Below are 18,064 nucleotides of genomic sequence, written 5' to 3'. Positions count from 1 at the left end.
GAAAGTAATTAATTAAGGCTGCCTTTCAACCGTAAAGGCAGTTTCTAGGGAGATCGAACTATGGATAAACAGGTGTATCTGGGACTTAAAAGGGCATTAGAACTTAAATCAGAAGCAGCTTTAATTACTGTAACAAGTGTATTGGGATCCACCCCCCGTAAACCCGGAGCCCAGATGTTAGTTTTTGCCGATGGGTCGACGGTTGGAACTATTGGAGGTGGGTGTGGCGAAGCAGAAGGCAGGCGCGAGGCTCTCGATGTTATAACAGCACATAAATCTAAAATATATAGTTTGAATATGACCGCAGATATTGCTCAAGAAGAGGGGATGGTCTGCGGTGGTATTATGGAATTATTCATCGAGTATGTTGATACTCAGAGTTCTGCAGAAAAGATAGACTTCTATAAGGATTATCTAGCGGCTCTTGAGAGTAAAAACCACCCAATTCTCGTGACGGTAATCCAAGCCCAAAATAATGAATTATTGGGAAATAAGCTCTCGATTGAAAATCTTAATATTCTCGGAGATTTGGGCAGCAATGAATTAAATAAGATAGCCTTGGAGAAAGGCAAAAAAGGTGGACGAAGATGTCAACCTTCCATTATATGTTTGAGCTCTGAGTTTGAACCCTGTGAGAGCTTTTCTCCTGAATTAGCTTATCGATTGCTGGTAGAGCCGGCGACGACAGTGGTTCAATTATTGATTCTTGGGGCCGGTCACATTGCAGTCCCCCTGGCAACTATGGCCAAAATTGTTGGCTATGAGGTAACAGTGGTGGATGACCGTCCATCCTTTGCGAATACACATCGATTTAGTACGGTAGATAGAGTGATTTGCAACGACTTTCAACGAGCGTTAGAGAGCATCGAGATCAGCCCACAAACCTTTGTTGTGATCATTACCCGGGGGCATCGTTATGATAAAGTGTGTTTAAGGAAAGTGATCAACAAACCTGCCGCTTATATTGGGATGATCGGTAGTCGAAAAAGGGTTAAATCCCTAATTTTGGATTTGGAGACTGAAGGTATTACCCGTGAAGCTTTGCAAAAAGTGTATTCTCCTATAGGCTTAAAAATTGGGGCTGAGACCCCTGAAGAAATTGCAGTCTGTATACTTGCTGAGCTGATCAAAGTTCAAAGGGAACTTGACACATAACTTCTTACCCTTTAGGTCATCCTAAAAAGGAAATCATGATCGAATGGGAGTGATTAAAGGTTGACTAAGACGGATAACGAAGCGGACTATAAGGCTCATCTGCAAGAACATATGGACAACACGGTAGCTAATTTGAAAGAAGCCGAAGATTACTTAGAAAAGCACGCCGGTGAGTTGACTGCTGCTAAAAGACATCTCATAGAAGATCAAAATGAGCGGCGCAAAGAAAGCATCAAAGGTTTCACGTTAGGGAAAAATAGCTAAGACCTGGGGGGCCATCTACAGACAATTAAGCTGTCCCAGATTCGTCACCGGTGACGAATCTGGGACATGCTCAGGATGAGGGGTGCTTTTTTTAGAGTTAAACAAGTGTCTGTGATTGTACAATTACTACTATTAGGTACACCCAAAAGGGTTGTCTTATTATGAATGTCTGAGGACACTCATAATGAGACAACCCTTTTTTTGGTTAGGCTGAAAAATGAGAGAGAAAACGGTCAACTTCTTCATTGTGTTTTTCCTTCAGAAGTTGAGCGGGAGAACCTTCCGTTACTACTTTCCCATTTAGAAGGATCAAGGCTCTCTTGGTTAAATGGAGAATGTCTTTGAAATCGTGACTTACTATAAGTGTAGTGGTTTGGGTAGATTTAAAAACTTTTGCCAGATCGCCCCGTAGTGCTTCTTTAGTAGGCGCATCTAGGGCCGAGAAGGGTTCGTCAAGGAATAAGATGTCAGGCTCAATAGCAAAGGCTCTGGCTAAGCTTACTCGCTGGGCTTCCCCTCCGGAGAGCGACCGTGCAGATTGTTTGGAAAGATGAGCCACACCAAATTGTTCCAGCCAAAAATCTACCTGCTCCCGAATTTTTTTAGGGGGGAGTCCTCGGATTTTTAGCCCCAGGGCAACATTGTCAAAAACCTTTGTGTTTAGTAATAGTGATTCTTGGAAGACAATTGCTATTCTACGCCTAATTGCAAGTGGAACTGCTGTAGGCATTGGATTTCCTTGGAAAAAGAGCTGCCCAGAGGTTGGGGGCTCCAAAAAAGCGAGAATTTTCAACATGCTGCTTTTACCTGAACCGTTTGGACCGATTAGCCCAACACATTCTCCTGCCGATAGTTGAAAATTAATCTTGTGCAAAATGGTCTTTTGGCCCTGAAGCCAACTTATCTCTTTAGCTTCGAGCACACTAAGCTCCCCCTTGCTGTTTCTGTTGAAGTAGAGTCAAGCATAATGTGGCCCCATAAGCAAGTAAGCATAAAATAATACTTAAGGCAATAGCGATATCGAAGTTACCTTTGGAGACCTCTAAGACTGTTGCTGTTGTTAAAACTCGAGTTTGGCCTTGAATATTTCCCCCAACAGCCATGGAAGCACCAATTTCTGAAACGATTGCCCCAAAGCCGGCAATAATTGCCGCAAGTAGAGAATACCTAACCTCTTTAAGGAGCAGCCAAACATATTGTAAGCGAGTTGCTCCCAGTGCTTTGATTTGTAACCTCAATTTGGGGTTGGTTTGTTGAAGAGCTGCGCAAGTTAAAGCAGCTACTATTGGGGAAGCAATAATTGCCTGAGCAATGATGATGGCCGTTGGGGTATACATAATGTTCAAAAAGCCAAAAGGACCTGAACGCCAAAGGAATATCGAGACCCAAAGCCCCACGACTACCGGAGGCAATCCCATTCCGGTATTCACAATGCTTAAGACAACTCGACGTCCGGGAAAGGCTTTGAGAGCTAAAACTGTGCCAAATGGAATCCCGATTAAAAGACTTATTAAAGTTCCGATAGTAGAAACCCTAAGGGTGAGAAGGGTAATTTCCATCACCTCGGGATCCCCTGTTATGAGAAGGCGGAGAGCCGCTAAAATTCCTTGCCAGATCATTTCCATAGGTTTTATTTCCCTTTCATGGTAATAAACAAAGGGATAAACGGATTCAGACAGAAATTCAGACAGAGGGACGGTTCTTCTGTCTGAATTAAATAACTAATTTGTTCTTAATTACTTGCCTGCATCAGCGAAGAAAAGAGCTTCTCCAAATTTATCTTTGCCAAATGAACCAATAGTGGCTTGAGTATCTGGATTGATCATATATTCAACAAAGGCCTTCGCACCATCGGCGTTGACTTTGGGGAATTTCTCTGGATTGACCTGCATGACGTGATAAATATTTAAAAGGGCCGCATCTCCCTGGAGAAGAATATCGAGTTTTAAATTCTTCTTGGTAGCTAAGTAGGTAGCGCGATCGGTTAAAGTATACCCGGCTTTTTCAGAGGCGATAGTGAGAGTCTGGCCCATACCCTGACCAGTTGATTGATATTTATCTGCTGCCGGTTTGACATTGGCCTTTACCCACAAGGCTTTTTCCATTTTATCGGTTCCGGAATCATCTCCACGGGTAACAAAAATTGAGGAAGTGGCAGCAATCCCTTTAAAGGCGTCTACAACAGCTTTAGTTTCCTTTACTTTGGCCGGATCTGCGGAAGGCCCAACAATCACAAAATCATTATGCATTACCAATTGGTAATTGATCGCGGTTTGATTATCAACTAATTTTTTTTCAGAAGAGGGGGCATGGACTAATAAAACGTCAGCATCCCCTTTTTCACCCATTGCTAAAGCAGCGCCAGTGCCAACAGCAATGGTTTTAACTTTATACCCGGTTTTTTTCTCGAAATCCGGTATCAGAACGTCCAGTAAACCGCTGTCTTGGGTACTGGTAGTAGTAGCGAGGATAATATCAGGTCTTTCAGGCTTTGGAGTTTCAGCTTGAGGTGTGGAAGGTGTTGGAACCGGTGTCTCAGTTTTCCCGCACCCAACAAGGGTTAACATAATGGCAAATGCAAATAGGACAAAACTGAATGTAAGACGGTTGAAAATATTCTTCTTCATTAATTATTTCCTCCTCTTTAAAAATTATTTGCTGGATCAGCTATCATACATAAAGACACTCTGATAGGGATCCCTAACACTAGTTCAGCTTAATCCAGAGGATATACAGGCCAGGAACCGTCCCTGGTTTGCTTTACTGACTGTGTTGACATAAATAACATATATGCATATATCATGCCAAGACAATTTGATGTCTAGAAAAATTACTAGGCATCAAACCATAAATCCAAGTAAGAGCAATTGAAATGTTTGCTAAAATATATTAATTTTAAATCAACTTCTTACTCTTTACCCAACGCTGCCTATGTATTAAGAAGGATTTTCCCGGTCAAGGAAGTATCATACCCTTTTTGCTGATGAACGGCTTGGATAAATCCAGGGGATTTTAAAACACTTAAGAGTTGATGCCAAACGGGAGTTTTGGTGGTTTTTCCCATACACACTAGGTCATACCGTTCTTGGAACAAAGGGATAAAATCGAGACCTAAGCGTTGGGCGGCAGCTTTAACCCCGACTCCGACGTCGGCTTGCCCGTTGGCGACGTGACATGCCACCCCGGAATGGGTAGATTCTTCATGCTCATATCCCAATATTCGTGCAGGTGAGATGTTTGCAGCTTTTAAATAGGCATCGAGACGGAGGCGTGTTCCAGACCCTTTTTGACGATTGATAAAATTCAGACCCTCGATGGTGATATCTTCCCATGTCTGAAGATTAAAGGGATTCCCCGGTGCCACAATAAAACCTTGCTCACGTTGGACTAAATTGACAATACAAACGGATTCACCGGGAATTACATGTTTGACAAAGGAAATATTATAATCCTTGGAGACATCGTCCCATAGATGTATCCCTGAGATATCAGCATCTCCTCTATATAGAGAGATAAGTCCGTCCATGCTTCCTCTAAAGGAGATAGAGGATTCAATGGGAAGGGGAGTGTGTCTGAGAAATTCGAACAGTAGTTCAACGACTGGATCGTGGCTTCCGATGAAGCGAAGGGTAGGTGATACAAGTGGGGGAGTTGAGATAGGTTTGGGAGGGGGATCATTAATACCAAGGGTTCCGCGTAAGTATTGATCTAGAACAGCAGGATCAATGCGAAGCTGGCGCCCGATATGGTGAGCGGGTATTTCTCCCCGTTTTACAAGTTCATAAAGAGTGTACTTGGAAACCTTAAGAATTTTCGCTGCTTCTGCAGCTGTTAAAGTTAGGCTCAAATAGACTCACCTCTCTCTTATATCTCATGATTTTAAGTGTAGATTAGCTATGGAGGCAAGTCAATAGATTAGAAGGATCTACTTAGTTTTAATATGTTTAAGTTGGGTTATCCTAAGCTTTGTTCTTGTTAAGTTGTTAGGGAAATCAATGACTGAATAAGGCTGAAAAATATATAAGAGTATTCTCTACACATCTTGGAGTAAGGAAACGTAAAATGATCTGATACAAAAATAAAATTTTATTGACAAGACGGTACTTTATGCTAGAATTTAACGTGATGGAAATTTGGAGATGATCTGAGGAAATCGAAGATCCACCCAGATTCTTTTCATGTTTTTTAGTAAGAAAAGGGGGCAAAGATCACAATTGGCAAATTCTCTTGGACGTCATGTGTTGGCTGAAATCTATGGGTGTAGTTTCGACATTTTAAATGATCGTGAGCAGGTCGAAGCACTAATGGTCAACGCAGCTTTAGAAGCTGGTGCCGAAGTTCGTGAGGTAGTATTCCATAAGTTTAGTCCTCAAGGGGTGAGTGGTGTTGTAGTGATTTCTGAATCACACCTAGCCATCCATACGTGGCCAGAACTCGGATACGCGGCAGTAGACGTCTTCACGTGCGGGGACAGTGTCAATCCCTGGGATGCCTGCAATTATTTAACCGACCATTTCGAAGCAGGGCATATGACAGCAACGGAAATGAAGCGTGGTATTGTTGACGAATCAAAGGAAGCGGTAAATATATAGGAGGGATATTTATTTTATTCCGGACTAAGTCAAGTACGGATGGAGAAGACAGGTTCTTTTTTACTACTGGTACCTAATAGACCTTGTAACTTATGAGTAAAGTTGCAGGGTCTATTACATTTTTAAGAAAATACACATATTCTTTCGATAATAATGTCATATTATCAGAGTATATTGCATAAATAGGGCAGGAGTTTGAATAAATATATCGAATACATAATAGGTTAATGTCCGAATGGAAGACAAGGAGCGATTACATGGTTCCCGTAGATTTCAGCTTCCGAGGGAAACTGAACAACGTACAGGCGCATTTGCGCAAAGAGATTAATTTTAAGCCAGCTGGATTTGAAGAACTGGTACACCTGGAAATGAATGAACTGGATCACACTGTGAGTCCGGCCATTGTTTTAGCAGTAAGTGGTTCATGTACAGAGGATAACGATAAATCAGAAGCATTAGCTGGCATTATTCAATTTATTTTTATGGCAAATAAGGTACATAAACTGATGAAGGATGATGAGGATCTCCCAGAAGAACGCAGGCAGTTTCCGGTGCTTGTTGGAGACTTGCTCTATGGAAAGTTTTTTCTGGAGCTTTGTCGTGAGAAATTGTTGCTTTACTTAGACCCTCTGGCTCAAGTGATGGGTACAATGAGTCAAGGAGGTATTTCTCGCTGGCTTTCCCGGGATAAAGATTTAAGTGGGGATGAGCTGCTTAAAATAATTGCACTAGAGAGTGCATCGTTAACTGGGACAGCAGCTCGACTTAGTGCTGAACTTGCGGGGGTCTCAATTCCCCTGCAGAAAAAACTTGAATCTTTTGGGTGGGAGCTAGGCTTGGCTTGGGGAGCTTGGAAAGAAGGTTTGGCGACTTCTGTTATTCAGTCTATTCTTCGTAGAGCTAATGACATTTTAGAAGAAATTTCGGCTGAATCACAACTTGAGCTTCGTCCTCTGAGAGAAGTTTATCAATACATATCAGGACAACTGAATGTAGGGTATAAAGCTTCAGAGATAGGGTCTTAACGAACGGGGTGAATTATGGATAAATTAAAAGTTTTTTTCGAAATGATCAAGTTTGAGCATACTATTTTTGCTCTTCCTTTTGCCTACTTAGGAGCCTTTTTGGCAGCAGGGGGTGTTCCCTCCGGAATGAAACTTTTGTGGATAACTCTAGCCATGATTGGAGCTCGAACGGCTGCAATGTCTTTAAATAGACTGGTTGATAGGCATATTGATGCACGTAACCCTCGGACGGCACTTAGGGCACTGCCTGCCGGTCAGCTTAGAGTCAATGAGGTTTATGTATATACTGTATTATCATTTCTGCTTCTGGGTATATCAGCGTACAATCTTAATTTGTTGGCCTTGTGGTTGATGCCGATTGCTGTATTTTTTCTGGTGTTATATTCCTATACTAAAAGGTTTACTTGGGCCTGTCATTTAGTACTGGGAATTTCCTTGGGTTTAGCTCCTGCAGGAGCTTGGATAGGGATAACGGGTCATTGGGCTTTAGCACCCGTCCTCTTAGGGCTTGGAGTCATGACCTGGGTTGCAGGTTTTGATGTTGTTTATGCCTGCCAGGATGTTGAGTTTGACCGTAAGGAAGGACTGCATTCGATACCGGCAGTTTTTGGCTTGAAGAGAGCCTTAGAAATATCATCATTTCTACATATTCTGGCACCAATACTCTTCATTTTAGTAGGAGTAGTTATGTCATTAAGTTGGCTTTATTACTTAGGGGTCGGAATTGCCATCGTCTTACTTTTTCGACAACATCATCTTGTTTCGGCAGACGACTTTTCCAAGATTGGAGTTGCCTTTTTTGACCTGAATGGTTATTTAAGCATCTTACTTTTTGTTTTCTCGGTTCTGGATTTAACCTTACTGCACTGAATCTAAAGGGAGGTAAACTATGCCCTCACTGTTTGCCCTAAGCGAACTTAAGGATCTGGTAGATAAAATTGAAAACGGTCAACGTTTAGATCTTGATGACGGCGTACGTTTGCTGAAAACTCAAGAGATATTGACCCTGGGATATATGGCTAATCTCGTGCGCGAACAGAAAAACGGCAATAAAACCTATTATAAGGTTAATCGTCCGATTGACTTCGCTGATATTGGAGGGTCTCTCACTGAAAAGGAAAGATTCTCAACCGCCTTAATGAGCTATGGCAGCCCAATATCCCAAGAAGGGTTCATTGACAGTCTGATGCGACTTCGAAACCAACAAGACCAAGCTAATCAATTCAGCACCTTCAGTCCGGTTCCTTATTATGCAAAGGAACAACAATTTGAAGGAAGTATGGGTGTCGGAAATACAACCGGTAATGAAGATTTAAAGATGCTGGCAATTTCGAGAATTCTTCTCGATAATTTTTCCCATGTTAGAGCTTATTGGATGTTATTAGGGCAAAAATTAGCTCAAGTTTCCTTGGCCTTCGGAGTCGATGATTTAGATGGTACTGTTCTCGAGGAACAGGGTACGCCCATCTCTGGGGCAAGCCTCAGTATGAGCAAGGGTGCCTTGATCCACTTAATACAAAAGGCAGGGCGAGAGGCTGTCGAAAGGGACTAAGCTTTAGAAGGAGGATAAGGGCATTGCAGACGGAAACCTTGAAGATCATCGAGAAACGTTTAGCGGGTGAACGGTTGTCCATCTCTGATGGAATTGAACTGTTACAAAATGCTGATCTTCTTTCTTTGGGACAAGGAGCAAATCTTGTTAGACAACAAATGCATCCTGAAAAGGTAGTGACATTTGTGATTGACCGAAATATTAATTATACAAATGTGTGTTCTTGTCAATGTAAGTTCTGCGCATTTTATTGTAAGCCGGGTGATCCCCAAGGATATATTTTGTCACAAGACGTATTACGTGCTAAAATTGAAGAGACCCTAGCAGTAGGAGGAACTCAGCTCTTGATTCAAGGGGGACTGCATCCTGATTTGAATTTGGAGTACTTTGAGAACCTGCTGCAAGATATCAAAACTCATTACCCTATTCACATTCACTCCTTTAGCCCTCCGGAAATATGGGATCTGGCGGATAAATCTAATTTGTCAATTGAGGAAGTTATCATACGTCTCCGTAATGCCGGGCTGGATTCGATTCCCGGAGGAGGCGCGGAAATCCTCGATGACCGTGTACGCCATTTAATAAGTCCGAATAAGATCGGCTGGCAGAAGTGGATGGAGGTTATGACGACTGCCCATAAGCACGGACTGAAAACTACTGCGACAATGATGTTTGGGCATGTCGAGACCTTTGAAGAACGAATTTTACATATGGCTCGTGTTCGAGAAGCGCAAGATCAAACGGGCGGATTTACTGCTTTTATCCCTTGGAGTTTCGCTCCTACAAACACATTACTTGGTGGAGAGGGCAGTACGGGAGTAGAGTATTTGAGGACTCTGGCCGTGGCTCGTTTAATGCTGGATAATGTCCCTAACATTCAAGCATCATGGGTGACTCAAGGTGCTAAGATGGCCCAAGTTGCTTTAAGTTTTGGAGCCAATGATTTTGGTAGTACCATGTTAGAGGAAAATGTGGTTCGAGCTGCAGGTGTTCAAACACGTGTCCCGTTGCAAGAGATTATTCGCTGTATTGAAGATGCTGGCTATCAAGCTGTGCAACGCAATACCCATTACGAATATCTAAAGGTCTACAGGAAGGAAGTGTAATGGATGCGCAGGCGACAGCGTAAGCACGATGAGGCAAATTTGCCTTTAACGGATCACTTAAAAGCCTTACGCAAAGTGCTGATAATATCTGCGTATGCTATATTAATTGGTACGATTATCGGATGGTTTTTCAGTGATCGAATCTTTGCTTATCTTGCAGATCCCGTAATTCGATTGCAAGGTATTACGTTTATTACTACGACACCCATGGAACCGATGTTAGTTAAAGTTAAGGTAGCTTTGCTGATTGGGATAGTATTATCTCTCCCTATTGTAATCTGGCAGATCTGGAGCTTCGTCTTGCCTGCCTTAAAGCAAAATGAACGGAAATATTTGTACTTTATAGTGCCTAGCTCTGTAATCCTCTTTCTCAGTGGAGTTGGATTATGTTTTTTCGTAGTACTGCCAATAGGGTTGAAGTTTCTGCTTTTTGTAGGTGGTGATGCAATAACCTCCTACACTCCGTTACTAACTAAGGCCTCATATTTCGGATTCCTAACCACCATGTTTTTAACCTTTGGTTTGGTTTTTCAAATGCCTATTGTCTTATTAATTCTGATTAGGATAGGTGTTCTAAGCCCTCAGGTCTTAGCATCAAAAAGACGTTGGGCAGTACTGATTATCGTAATTATAGCTGTAGTAGTGTCCCCGACGCCCGATTTATTGACTCAACTCCTCATGGCGGGGCCAATGTATCTTCTCTATGAAATTAGCATTTGGTTGGGGTATCTCGTTGCGCGTAGCAGAGAAAAAGAGTTGGCTTTAAAGTAAGGGGGGGAACCGATGGGATTAAGTGAAATCCTCTTGATTTTAGTTGTTGTACTTATTTTATTTGGTCCAGAGGATCTGCCGGTTATAGCGAGGTCGCTTGGTAAACTGGTTTTTGAAATTCGTAAAGCTACCAATGAATTAACTAAGGAATTTCAAAGTACAATAGAAACGCCGGCAAATGTTATTAACAAAGCCTTTGAACAGACTACTTCGCCACGGGTTGTGGAAAAGGATACGGAGTCACCCTCAGCTGAGTCGGAAGATCTTAAATCAGAAGAAGAAGAACTTTTGACGTATGAGGATGAAATCCCGAAGAATCCACTGGCGGAACTGCCATCAGATATGGTATCTTATGAAGAAAAGGGTGCGAGCAGGTGAATCGGTTTTGAAACAACTCTGGCTCTTTAATCAAATAAATTCAGATTTGCAACGGGTTGAAAAAGAACTGACTAAATTCGTGGAGACGGGTTATCCAATTCTTCAAGATTCTGCAATCCATTTGTTGGCTGCAGGAGGAAAGCGATTGCGCCCGGCTTTTACGCTCTTAGCAGGAAAATTCTATGGTTATCCGCTGGAAAAATTAATGCCTGTTGCAATGGCTTTAGAACTCATACATATGTCTTCACTTGTTCATGATGATGTAGTAGATGCTTCGATGACTCGAAGAGGACGAGCAACAGTTAAAGCTAAATGGGGAAATATCGTTTCTGTTGAAACGGGGGATTACCTACTAGCAAAATCACTGATGCTTATCTCGAAGATTGATAATCCCGAAGTGTCGCGAATTCTAGCTGAGATCAGTGTTGAAATGTGCCAAGGAGAGATTCAACAGATCAAATGTACATTTGATGTTGAGCAAACCTTAAAGCAATACTATTATCGAATAAAACGTAAAACTGCCTTGTTAATCTCTGCTTGCTGCAAATTGGGCGCACTGGTTTCAGGTGCTCCTAAGCGTCAAGTGTGGGCGTTAGGTGCCTATGGTCATTCCTTGGGTATGGCCTTTCAAATTGTTGACGATGTTTTAGATATTACAGCTAAGCCCTCTGAATTTGGGAAGCCAATTGGGGGGGACTTGCGCCAGGGAATAATGACCTTACCCATGATTCTCGCTCTTAAATCAACGCCACAGTCTTCTGAGTTAAGAGAATTGCTCGAGAAAAAGGACAAAACGGATGAAGAGGTCTGGGAAACAATAGCCATGATTAAGTCCTCCGGAGCAATTGATCAGTCCATGCAGCTTGTGGACATCTATATTGAAAAAGCTAAAAAACATTTGCAGGATCTGCCTAAGATTCCAACTCGCAAAGCCTTGGAAGAGCTCGCTGAATTTATACGGACTCGCAAGTTTTAGTTAATAGCTCACACCAATAGTTAAGCCCTGTAGCATTGTCTGCAGGGCTTTATCTTATGGATTTATGAATAGGTTCATTTTTAATTGACAATAATAAGGTCTACAAATATAATGAAAAATGAATAGATTCATTTTTTGCACTGAGGGGAATTCTCTGGAGGGATACTAATGCATCAGGAAATGAGTAGGCGCGAGAAAAAGAAGCTTCAGACCAAAAAGACCATATCAGAAATAGCTCTAAAACTGTTTTCCACCAAAGGTTTAGAGGAAACTACTATAGCAGAGATCATGGAAAAAGCGGCTCTGGGTACGGGTACTTTTTACAATTACTTCGAAACTAAAGAAGCGATACTAAAATACTGTCTGGCTGAAAGAATAGATTGTGCCAAACAAACCTGTGAAGATATACAAACTTCGGACTTAAATGCTACGGAAAAATTGCATCAAATCCTAAAAGTTATATCCAAAACTCATGATGACAATCAGCAGATGATAGGGTTATATGTCAAATTTAGTCGTAATCCTGACAAGGTTGAGCAAAAGCCACCCCATGGGGCTCGATTTGAAGAGATTCTAACCAGTATTATTATTGAAGGCCAAGCCAAAAATGAGTTCAGAAATGATATTCCACCGGAAATTATTAATGAGATGTTTTCCGGTATTCTTAAGTCTACATTGAATAGCAATCTGGGATTTTCTTTTATGGATAACATTAGCTATAAGCATTCTCTGTTATTAGAAGGTGTAATTAATAAGAAGGGCTAACTAGCTACCCCTTCTTTCCATCTTCATAGCAATACTTTTTTGGGGTATAATAACGCGTAAAGATTTTTTCCATAATAATGAAAGACTATCTAGAGAAGGGGCGATTTAGTGAAGGAACAACACGAGGGCATTGTAGAGGATATTTGGCGGTTTTTCAGCTCAATGAAGTTAGGGCTGATACTCTTAGGATTAGTAGCTCTCGTCGCGGGAATAGGTACGGTTTTTCCACAAGAAAACTTAGACCCTGAAGGAGCAAAAGCTGTCAGTGAACTATGGCAAACACTTGGTTTTACTAATATTTATGGTTCGACTTTGTTTCGTTTACTGATGGGATTGTTATGCATTAATTTAATTGTATGCAGTATCCAGCGTTTTCAGGGGATTTATAAGCAAACCTTTGCCCTAAAACCACCAGAAAACGTTACGAGTGTGCCTAATAAAATTCAAGCTAAATTAAAAGGAGAAAGAGAGCCTCTCAAGAGTTCCGTTCAAGATCTCCTGCAACGAAGTGGGTTTAAAGTTACCAGTCAAGAAATTGACAAAGACTGGAGTTTTATAGCCGTTAAACGTCGCCTGGGAAACTGGGGCTCACTGATTTCCCATATTTCTTTTGTTGTTCTGGTCATCGGAGCGATCCTAGGTACAACCCTGGGCTTTAAAGGCTTTATGATGCCTAGTGCCGGGACAACCGTGCCTCTAAGTTCCATTAATTTATCCAAGGGAAGCGTCAAGCAAGATTTTGATGTACATATTTATTCGGCTGAGGATCGCTTTTTGGAAAATGGAGACCGAGATAACTGGTATACTGATATGGCAATCATCGAGAACGGACAGGAAGTACTGCGCCAGACAATCTCTGTCAATCATCCCCTAACCTATCAAGGGGTGACTTTTTATCAGGCAAGTTTTGCCAATGGGGCTCGACTAACCGTTGATCTGAAGGATCAAAAGATACCGGTTGTTTTGCAAGATCACGGGGGTAATTATTTTCAAGCACCGGGAACTGACCTCTATCTGCTCGCCGCAGCCATTAAGAGTGACCCAAAGGAACCGGCTATGCTTTATCAAGTCTATAGAGGAACAGGTGTAGACCCTGTGCAAAAAGGCCAAATTAACCTAGGACAAACCATTGACGTACAAGGTGAATATAAGCTAACCCTGGAGGGTAATGCGGGATTTACCGGCTTACAAGTCAAAGAAGACCCTGGTGTAACGGTTATTTGGCTAGGGTGCGCTTTATTGCTGCTGGGACTTATCTTGTCTTTTTACTGGCGTACTGTAGTAGTATCGGGAGTGTTCAAATCCGGACAGGATTCAAATGGTGAACTGACCATAGGCGCCAGAGCCGGTAAAGTAACAGGTGGCCTCCAGCAAGAGTTTGACCGTTTAATTCTGGGAATTCAATCGAAAAGGGAGGGCGCACTGTGAATCAGGGATTACAAAACCTGGAAACTTCATCCTTTTATATCATGTTAATGGCCTACACCCTCTCTATGCTATTTTACTGGGCTTGGATTGGAACTAAAAGAGATCTAATGGGCCGCTTTGCAACATATCTTACCATTGTTGGCTTAGTCGCTAATACTGCAGCAATTATTTTAAGAATGATCATTGCAGGTCGTCCGCCGCTTTCCAATTCTTATGAGTTTTTGCTGACCTTCGTTTGGGGAATTACCTCTGTGTATCTGTTTGTCGAATTTCGTTATAAGCTGAAAGCTTTAGGTGCTTTTGTCATGCCCATTTCTTTCATGATTTTAATGTTCATTATTATGAGTATGGGAGCTGAGGAAAGAATTGCTCAATCCATACCTCCGGCACTTAAAAGTAAATGGATAACCTTTCACGTGGTTACAGCAATGTTTTCCTACGGAGCATTTGCAATTTCTTTCGGCCTGGGGATTATGTATTTGCTTAAATTAAGTAGAGAAACAAACGGAAAAACAGCTAAGTCTCAAGGGGCGGGAATTATCTCCCGGTTTCCTGATTTGGAAACAATCGATGAGCTATCCTATAAGGTAATTGGCTTTGCCTTTCCCCTCCTGACTCTCTGCATAATTACCGGTGCAATCTGGGCGAATTACGCTTGGGGCACATACTGGTCTTGGGATCCGAAAGAGACCTGGTCTCTGATTACTTGGATAATCTATGCTGCTTACTTACATGCCCGTTTGATGTATGGATGGAAAGGGAAAAGAGCGGCCTGGATGACCATATTTGGTTTTGCAGCGGTTCTATTCACGTTTTTTGGAGTTAATTATTTTTTGCCGGGTCTACATTCATATGCTGTCAGTCAAAACATTATAATTGCTTAAATTTGACTTTAGATTAGATAATTAGAGAGTTAAAGGTTTTGCAGGAAAAATGTCTAATATTAAAGAACGTAAGAACTAGGAGAAAAGTTAGAGAAGGTGACTATTGTATATGTCCCAGTATTATCCGATATTTATAGACTTACACGCTCTGCCGGTTTTGGTTGTCGGAGGAGGAAAGGTAGCTTTACGAAAAGTTCAAACCCTTTTACATCACGGATCTTTAGTCAGGATAGTTTCTCCTCGCCTCGTACCTGAACTCAAGGAGCTAATCGATGGAAAGACATGTTTCTGGAGGGAAAAGGAATATTCCGCGGAGGATATTCAAGATTCAATGTTGGTTTATTCATGTACTGAACTAGAGGAGATCAATGCCCAAGTCTCACAGGATGCTAAAGGGAAGCATCGTCTCGTGAATGTTGTGGATGATCCTGAAAAATGTAGTTTTATAGTACCTTCTATTATGGAAAAAGGTGATCTAAAAATTGCTGTGTCCACCGGAGGCAGCAGCCCCATTGTAGCTAGGCAAGTTCGAGGGGAATTGGAAGATTTGTACGGCCAGGAGATGGCTGAATATCTGAAGTTACTTAAAAATTGGAGAAGTAGAGTCAAGTCTGAATTACCTCCGGAAAAACGCACTGTTTTTTGGAATCGTGCTACAGATGGAGAAATCAGAGAACTTATTAAAGCTCAACGTTTGACCGAAGCGAAAGGAGTGCTAGAAAAATGTTTCCTGTCGCTATTGGGTTAAATCACCGTACTGCACCTGTAGAAATTAGGGAAAGAATGAGCTTTCACCCATCTCAAATGCTGAAGGCTCTTAAAGAATTAAAAGAATGTCCGGGGATTCAGGGTGCCGTGATCCTTAGTACCTGCAACCGTACCGAGGTATATGCTGCCACAATGGATGTAGAAACAGGAATACGCTCAATTAAAGACTTTTTTTCCAATCATCATGGAATAGAGGAAAAAATTCTGGAGCAATATTTGTATTCCCATACCCTATATGATGCCGTCCGCCATTTATTTCGAGTAGTTTCTGGACTGGATTCGCTGGTTCGGGGAGAAACCCAAATCCTTGGACAAGTCAGCAATGCTTATCAGCAAGCCAGCGATGCAGGGGTTACTAATAAGGTGATCAATGTCTTTTTTCAGACTGCCTTAGCAGTGGGGAAACGTGTGCGTACCGATACAATGATTGACCAGCATCCAGTGTCCATCAGTTATACAGCTGTAGAGCTGGCTAAGCAGCAATTTGGAGAATTAGAAGGAAAAGGTATTCTAATTATGGGTGCCGGAGAAATGAGTACCCTGACTGCCAAACATTTAGTTTCCGCCGGAGCCACAACTGTGTTAGTTTCTAATCGATCCTATGATAAAGCAGTTATATTGGCTCAAGAATGCGCCGGTCGTGCCGTTCGACTGGATGACGTAGATCAGTATCTGGCGGAAGTAGACATAGTTATTTCGGCCACCGCCTCGAAGCATTTTGTTTTGATGCCGGAGCGCATGCAAGAAATTATGAAAATAAGAAAAAATCGTCCTATACTGCTTATTGATATTGCGGTTCCACGGGATATTCACCCTGAGGTTGGGAATATCCCTGAAATTACTCTGTTTGATATTGATGATTTGCGGGGAGTTGTCGATCGACATCATCAAGAGCGAGAGCTGGCAGCAATTAAAGCTGAAAAGATTATTGATGAAGAAATGGAATTGTTTTTAAAATGGCATAACACCCAGTCTGTTGTACCAACAATTTTAGCCCTGCAGAAAAAAGGAGAACAAATCAGAGATCTGCAAGTTGAGCGTGCCTTGGAGCATTTTAGCGGATTAACTCCTAAACAGGAAAAGGTAATCCGGTCAATGGCTAATTCTATCGTTAATCATCTCCTGCATATTCCGATTATCAATCTCAAAGAGTATGCCAATACAAGCCAAGGACATCTCTATGCGGAAGTTTTTCAAAACATATTTGATTTAAATGTCGGTGATGAAGGTGCTCGTCGAAACATGACCAAGAAGAGTCATGCGCAGGGGTATCATAGGAGGGCAGAATGAAGAGTATACGCATTGGAACTCGGGATAGCCAATTAGCAATGTGGCAAGCTGAGTGGGTTCAATCTCAACTAACTAAGCTATATCCGGATCTCAATTTTGTGCTTGTCCCTATGAAAACCAAAGGGGATAAGATTTTAGATGTTCCACTTTCTAAGATCGGAGATAAGGGATTATTCACTAAGGAATTGGAACACGGTCTCTTAAATGACGAACTTGACATGGCTGTTCATAGTCTTAAAGATATGCCTACCCAATTACCCCCAGGCCTAATCATTAGTGCTTTTTGTGAGAGGGAAGAACCCAGAGACGTTTTCTTAAGCAAGAATGGAGTAAAACTCGAGGAGCTGCCTCCAGGGGCTCTGATTGGAACAAGTAGTTTGCGTCGTAAGTCTCAGCTCAAACATTATCGGCCGGATCTAAATTTCACAGACTTAAGAGGTAATCTGCAAACCCGTTGGCGGAAGTTGCAAGAATCTGACATGGTGGGTATTGTCCTGGCTGCTGCCGGTGTTAAACGACTGGGCTGGGCAGATCGCATCACTCAGATCTTACCGGAAGATATTATGTTGTCAGCAGTCGGGCAAGGATCTATCGCCATTGAAATTGATGAGAAACGTTCTGATATTGCCGAACTTTTAGCTCGTTTAAATCATCCGGAAACTGAAAGAGCCGTACGGGCTGAACGTACATTAATGCGCAAACTTGAAGGAGGCTGTCAAGTTCCTATTGGAGCTTTGGGGCAGGTGGTTGAAGGGGAGATAATCCTGCAAGGAATGGTGGCAAGTTTGGATGGTGTTCGCATACTTAAGGCAGAAGTAAAAGGTACAGATCCAGAAAAGGTGGGCATCGAAGTGGCTAATCGTCTGATTGAGATGGGGGCTGCTTCAATATTAGAGGAAATTCGCTAGGGGACTTGTGCGCTGCCCCGTTCGGGATCGGTGGCTTTCACAGAGTTTGCTATTCTGCTTACGTAAAGACGTCGGGCCTGTGTAACACTGAGTCTCGGGCTTGGAACTGGGAACGGGAGTAGTATGAGAGTTTCCTTGAAAACGAGGGAACATTTCGTGTTCCGATTCGTTGTTATTTGAGAAATATTTGCAATTTAGTATA

General features: G+C 42.1%; 20 protein-coding genes. 16 read left to right on the top strand and 4 right to left on the bottom strand.

The genetic code is table 11. The annotated features are described in order from the left end of the window. Nucleotides 1-60: 60 nt before the first annotated feature. Together BLS16_RS11930 and BLS16_RS11925 are read left to right on the top strand one after the other, a co-directional pair. Nucleotides 61-1,155, top strand: a complete 1,095-nt coding sequence (locus tag BLS16_RS11930) for an XdhC family protein (protein ID WP_092333490.1) — start codon at nt 61-63, stop codon at nt 1,153-1,155. A gap of 60 nt (nt 1,156-1,215) precedes the next feature. Beyond that, on the top strand, nt 1,216-1,419 hold the full coding sequence (locus BLS16_RS11925; protein ID WP_092333488.1) for a small acid-soluble spore protein Tlp: 204 nt from the start codon (nt 1,216-1,218) through the stop codon (nt 1,417-1,419). 205 nt (nt 1,420-1,624) lie between these two features. On the opposite strand, the gene BLS16_RS11920 is transcribed toward BLS16_RS11925, so the two are convergent. The 4 genes from BLS16_RS11920 to BLS16_RS11905 form a co-directional block, all read right to left on the bottom strand. Continuing rightward, a complete protein-coding gene (locus BLS16_RS11920; RefSeq protein WP_092333486.1) occupies nt 1,625-2,341 on the bottom strand; it encodes an energy-coupling factor ABC transporter ATP-binding protein in 717 nt (238 codons plus the stop codon). A gap of 1 nt (nt 2,342) precedes the next feature. Then, complete coding sequence (locus tag BLS16_RS11915; RefSeq protein WP_014902128.1) at nt 2,343-3,044, bottom strand: ABC transporter permease; 702 nt, start codon at nt 3,042-3,044, stop codon at nt 2,343-2,345. 111 nt (nt 3,045-3,155) lie between these two features. Then, nucleotides 3,156-4,046 carry an ABC transporter substrate-binding protein gene (locus BLS16_RS11910; protein WP_092333484.1) on the bottom strand — a complete coding sequence of 297 codons (891 nt, stop codon included), beginning with the start codon at nt 4,044-4,046 and terminating at the stop codon, nt 3,156-3,158. 302 nt (nt 4,047-4,348) lie between these two features. Then, on the bottom strand, nt 4,349-5,266 hold the full coding sequence (locus tag BLS16_RS11905; protein WP_092333482.1) for a substrate-binding domain-containing protein: 918 nt from the start codon (nt 5,264-5,266) through the stop codon (nt 4,349-4,351). Nucleotides 5,267-5,633: 367 nt separating this feature from the next. On the opposite strand from BLS16_RS11905, the gene speD reads away from it, so the two are divergent. The 14 genes from speD (at nt 5,634) to hemC (ending at nt 17,862) form a co-directional block, all read left to right on the top strand. Then, the gene (gene speD / locus BLS16_RS11900; RefSeq protein WP_092333480.1) at nt 5,634-6,011 is read left to right on the top strand and encodes an adenosylmethionine decarboxylase; all 378 of its coding nucleotides are present in this window, start codon (nt 5,634-5,636) and stop codon (nt 6,009-6,011) included. Nucleotides 6,012-6,268: 257 nt separating this feature from the next. Next, nucleotides 6,269-7,036, top strand: coding sequence for a polyprenyl synthetase family protein (locus BLS16_RS11895; RefSeq protein ID WP_092333478.1), 768 nt, complete (start codon nt 6,269-6,271; stop codon nt 7,034-7,036). A 15-nt stretch (nt 7,037-7,051) separates the two neighbouring features. Further along, nucleotides 7,052-7,906 carry a UbiA-like polyprenyltransferase gene (locus BLS16_RS11890; protein WP_092333476.1) on the top strand — a complete coding sequence of 285 codons (855 nt, stop codon included), beginning with the start codon at nt 7,052-7,054 and terminating at the stop codon, nt 7,904-7,906. Between the two features lie 19 nt (nt 7,907-7,925). Further along, nucleotides 7,926-8,588, top strand: a complete 663-nt coding sequence (locus BLS16_RS11885) for an FO synthase (RefSeq protein WP_092333474.1) — start codon at nt 7,926-7,928, stop codon at nt 8,586-8,588. Between the two features lie 23 nt (nt 8,589-8,611). Further along, nucleotides 8,612-9,694, top strand: a complete 1,083-nt coding sequence (gene mqnC / locus BLS16_RS11880) for a cyclic dehypoxanthinyl futalosine synthase (RefSeq protein ID WP_092333472.1) — start codon at nt 8,612-8,614, stop codon at nt 9,692-9,694. A 3-nt stretch (nt 9,695-9,697) separates the two neighbouring features. Further along, nucleotides 9,698-10,465 carry a twin-arginine translocase subunit TatC gene (gene tatC, locus BLS16_RS11875; RefSeq protein ID WP_092333470.1) on the top strand — a complete coding sequence of 256 codons (768 nt, stop codon included), beginning with the start codon at nt 9,698-9,700 and terminating at the stop codon, nt 10,463-10,465. Nucleotides 10,466-10,477: 12 nt separating this feature from the next. After that, the gene (locus tag BLS16_RS11870) at nt 10,478-10,843 is read left to right on the top strand and encodes a twin-arginine translocase TatA/TatE family subunit (protein WP_014902137.1); all 366 of its coding nucleotides are present in this window, start codon (nt 10,478-10,480) and stop codon (nt 10,841-10,843) included. A gap of 7 nt (nt 10,844-10,850) precedes the next feature. Continuing rightward, nucleotides 10,851-11,819 carry a polyprenyl synthetase family protein gene (locus BLS16_RS11865; RefSeq protein ID WP_092333468.1) on the top strand — a complete coding sequence of 323 codons (969 nt, stop codon included), beginning with the start codon at nt 10,851-10,853 and terminating at the stop codon, nt 11,817-11,819. Nucleotides 11,820-11,987: 168 nt separating this feature from the next. Then, entirely contained in the window at nt 11,988-12,584 is a 597-nt protein-coding gene (locus tag BLS16_RS11860) for a TetR/AcrR family transcriptional regulator (protein WP_092333466.1), read from the top strand. A 108-nt stretch (nt 12,585-12,692) separates the two neighbouring features. Further along, nucleotides 12,693-14,012 carry a cytochrome c biogenesis ResB family protein gene (locus BLS16_RS11855; RefSeq protein WP_092333464.1) on the top strand — a complete coding sequence of 440 codons (1,320 nt, stop codon included), beginning with the start codon at nt 12,693-12,695 and terminating at the stop codon, nt 14,010-14,012. Beyond that, nucleotides 14,009-14,896 (top strand): c-type cytochrome biogenesis protein CcsB, encoded by an 888-nt coding sequence (gene ccsB / locus BLS16_RS11850; protein ID WP_092333462.1) that lies wholly within the window; start codon nt 14,009-14,011, stop codon nt 14,894-14,896. Before BLS16_RS11855 ends, ccsB begins: the two co-directional genes overlap by 4 nt. A 109-nt stretch (nt 14,897-15,005) precedes the next feature. Further along, nucleotides 15,006-15,644, top strand: a complete 639-nt coding sequence (locus BLS16_RS11845) for a precorrin-2 dehydrogenase/sirohydrochlorin ferrochelatase family protein (RefSeq protein ID WP_092333460.1) — start codon at nt 15,006-15,008, stop codon at nt 15,642-15,644. After that, nucleotides 15,620-16,954: a glutamyl-tRNA reductase gene (gene hemA / locus BLS16_RS11840; RefSeq protein ID WP_092333458.1), complete on the top strand. Its 1,335-nt coding sequence runs from the start codon at nt 15,620-15,622 to the stop codon at nt 16,952-16,954. Before BLS16_RS11845 ends, hemA begins: the two co-directional genes overlap by 25 nt. Beyond that, the gene (gene hemC, locus BLS16_RS11835) at nt 16,951-17,862 is read left to right on the top strand and encodes a hydroxymethylbilane synthase (RefSeq protein WP_092333456.1); all 912 of its coding nucleotides are present in this window, start codon (nt 16,951-16,953) and stop codon (nt 17,860-17,862) included. The genes hemA and hemC overlap by 4 nt, the downstream gene beginning before the upstream one ends. The last annotated feature ends 202 nt before the right edge of the window (nt 17,863-18,064 follow it).

This window comes from Desulfosporosinus hippei DSM 8344, assembly GCF_900100785.1.
Lineage (GTDB): Bacteria > Bacillota > Desulfitobacteriia > Desulfitobacteriales > Desulfitobacteriaceae > Desulfosporosinus > Desulfosporosinus hippei.
This window is presented reverse-complemented; position numbering and strand designations above follow the sequence as displayed.

Bases quoted from the DNA above. Each gene is read 5' to 3' on its own strand.
- BLS16_RS11930 (WP_092333490.1), top strand. From the start codon at position 61: ATGGATAAACAGGTGTATCTGGGACTTAAAAGGGCATTAGAACTTAAA.
- BLS16_RS11915 (WP_014902128.1), bottom strand. From the start codon at position 3,044: ATGGAAATGATCTGGCAAGGAATTTTAGCGGCTCTCCGCCTTCTCATA.
- BLS16_RS11910 (WP_092333484.1), bottom strand. From the start codon at position 4,046: ATGAAGAAGAATATTTTCAACCGTCTTACATTCAGTTTTGTCCTATTT.
- BLS16_RS11895 (WP_092333478.1), top strand. From the start codon at position 6,269: ATGGTTCCCGTAGATTTCAGCTTCCGAGGGAAACTGAACAACGTACAG.
- BLS16_RS11890 (WP_092333476.1), top strand. From the start codon at position 7,052: ATGGATAAATTAAAAGTTTTTTTCGAAATGATCAAGTTTGAGCATACT.
- BLS16_RS11885 (WP_092333474.1), top strand. From the start codon at position 7,926: ATGCCCTCACTGTTTGCCCTAAGCGAACTTAAGGATCTGGTAGATAAA.
- tatC (WP_092333470.1), top strand. From the start codon at position 9,698: ATGCGCAGGCGACAGCGTAAGCACGATGAGGCAAATTTGCCTTTAACG.
- BLS16_RS11870 (WP_014902137.1), top strand. From the start codon at position 10,478: ATGGGATTAAGTGAAATCCTCTTGATTTTAGTTGTTGTACTTATTTTA.
- BLS16_RS11860 (WP_092333466.1), top strand. From the start codon at position 11,988: ATGCATCAGGAAATGAGTAGGCGCGAGAAAAAGAAGCTTCAGACCAAA.
- BLS16_RS11845 (WP_092333460.1), top strand. From the start codon at position 15,006: ATGTCCCAGTATTATCCGATATTTATAGACTTACACGCTCTGCCGGTT.
- hemA (WP_092333458.1), top strand. From the start codon at position 15,620: ATGTTTCCTGTCGCTATTGGGTTAAATCACCGTACTGCACCTGTAGAA.
- hemC (WP_092333456.1), top strand. From the start codon at position 16,951: ATGAAGAGTATACGCATTGGAACTCGGGATAGCCAATTAGCAATGTGG.